We start from the raw sequence: 1,776 nt of genomic DNA, 5'->3' as shown, positions 1-1,776 counted from the left end.
TGTCGCTCGACACTGATGACTGGTCGAGGACGGTGCCGGAAGAATGCTATGGGGCACGACTTCATCACTTTCCGTGAGCGACACGTACATCTGCCGGACGTGCGGATCCTCCTCCTTCGTCACTACTTCCTCCGCCAGCTCTCCGATCTACCAGCCGCTTCGCTCGGAACGGATGACGAGGGACGGGCGGCCATGCGGCAGTTCTTTGAAGCTTGGGAATGCGTCGGACCCGGCGTCGTCTTGGGGACCGACCTTACACTTCTTGTTGAAGGTCGGGAGGACCGTCGCGCGACGCTCCGCAGTCTCTTTGAACGAATGGCTAGTGGACCGTCAGGCTTGATTTCAGGGGGTGAAGGCCGATCCTGTGAGTTGGGCATGACGCCCGCGATCAAGGAGGATCGGCATGAAGAAGTACATCGTGCGGCTGGAAGAGGACGAGCGGGATCGGTTGCAGCAGCTGGTCCGGGCCAGCAAGGCGGCGGCGTACAAGATCCGCCACGCAAACATGCTGCTGATCTCCGACGCGGACGGGCCGGGGTGGGCCGACGAGCGGATCGCCGAGGGCCTGGGGGTGTCGCTCGGGCAGGTCGAACAGTTGCGTAAGCGGTGCGTGGAGCAGGGGATCGACGCCTGCCTGGAGCGGAAGAAGCAGGAGCGGCCCAGCGTCGAGCCGAAGTTCGACGGCGAGAAGGAGGCGAGGCTGATCGCGCTGGCGTGCGGCCAGGCGCCCGACGGCCGGGCGCGGTGGTCGCTGCGGCTGCTGGCGGACCGGGCGGTGGAGCTGCGGATCGTCGAGTCGGCCTCGCACGAGACGGTGCGGCAGGTACTCAAAAAAACGAGATCAAGCCGCACCTGAGGCGGATGTGGTGCATCCCGCCGGAGCACAACGCCGAGTTCGTCTGCGCGATGGAGAACGTGCTGGAGGTGTACAAGCGGCCGTACGACCCGCAGCGCCCGGTGGTGTGCATGGACGAGAAACCCAAGCAACTGGTGAAGGAGACGCGGACGCCGCTGCCGTGCGGCAGGGGGCGGGCCGAGTGCTTCGACTACGAGTACGAACGCAACGGCACGGCCAACGTGTTCCTGTTCGCCGAGCCGCTGCGCGGGTGGCGGCGGGTGGACGTGACCGAGCGTCGCACCCGGCTGGACTGGGCGCACCAGGTCAAACGGCTCATCGACGTGGACTGCAAGCGGGCCGAGAAGATCACGCTGGTGATGGACAACCTGAACACGCACGGCCCGGCGAGCCTGTACGAGGCGTTCGAGCCGGCCGAAGCGCGGCGGCTGACCGAGAAACTGGACATCGTGTACACCCCCAGGCACGGCAGTTGGCTCAACGTGGCCGAAGTTGAACTGGCGGTGCTGGAGAAGCAGAGCATCGGCGGGCGCGTGCCCGACCGCGAATCGTTAACGACGCGGACAAAGACGTGGGAGGGCGAGCGGAACCGGGCGAAGGTGAAGGTCAACTGGCAGTTCCGGACAACCGACGCCCGCATCAAACTCCGGCGTCTTTACCCGCAGCTTCAAAGCTGACGGTCCACTAGTGACAAGTGACAAATGACAGGACAAAACGATGATCGAAGTCCCGATTTTCAACCAGAAGGGCGACAAGATCGACACCTTCCAGGTCGACGAGCAAAAGCTCGGCGGTGAGGTGCGCAACGCGCTCCTGAAACAGGCGCTGGTGATGTACCACGCCAACAAGCGGCAGGGCACGGTCCAGACGCTCGCCCGAGGCGAGGTCGCCGGCTCGACCCGCAAGATGTTCCGCCAGAA

Annotated in this window: 2 protein-coding genes; both read left to right on the top strand. The window is 64.7% G+C overall.

Annotation, left to right across the window (positions count from 1 at the left end; translation table 11 throughout):
- Positions 1 to 403 precede the first annotated feature (403 nt).
- Positions 404 to 1,533, top strand: a protein-coding gene (locus tag VES88_01000) for an IS630 family transposase (GenBank protein HYN80051.1) whose coding sequence is annotated in 2 segments (ribosomal slippage) — positions 404 to 830 and positions 830 to 1,533 — 1,131 coding nt in all. Because the reading frame shifts where the segments join, the coding sequence is not laid out codon by codon here.
- A 40-nt stretch (positions 1,534 to 1,573) separates the two neighbouring features.
- Positions 1,574 to 1,776, top strand: a 203-nt coding sequence (rplD, locus tag VES88_00995) for a 50S ribosomal protein L4 (protein HYN80050.1), incomplete at its 3' end; no start/stop codon positions are given.

The sequence above is a fragment of the Gemmatimonadaceae bacterium genome (genome assembly GCA_035633115.1).
In the GTDB taxonomy this organism is placed as follows: domain Bacteria; phylum Gemmatimonadota; class Gemmatimonadetes; order Gemmatimonadales; family Gemmatimonadaceae; genus UBA4720.
Note: the sequence above shows the minus strand (reverse complement) of the source record. Positions and strands in the feature narration are given on the sequence as shown.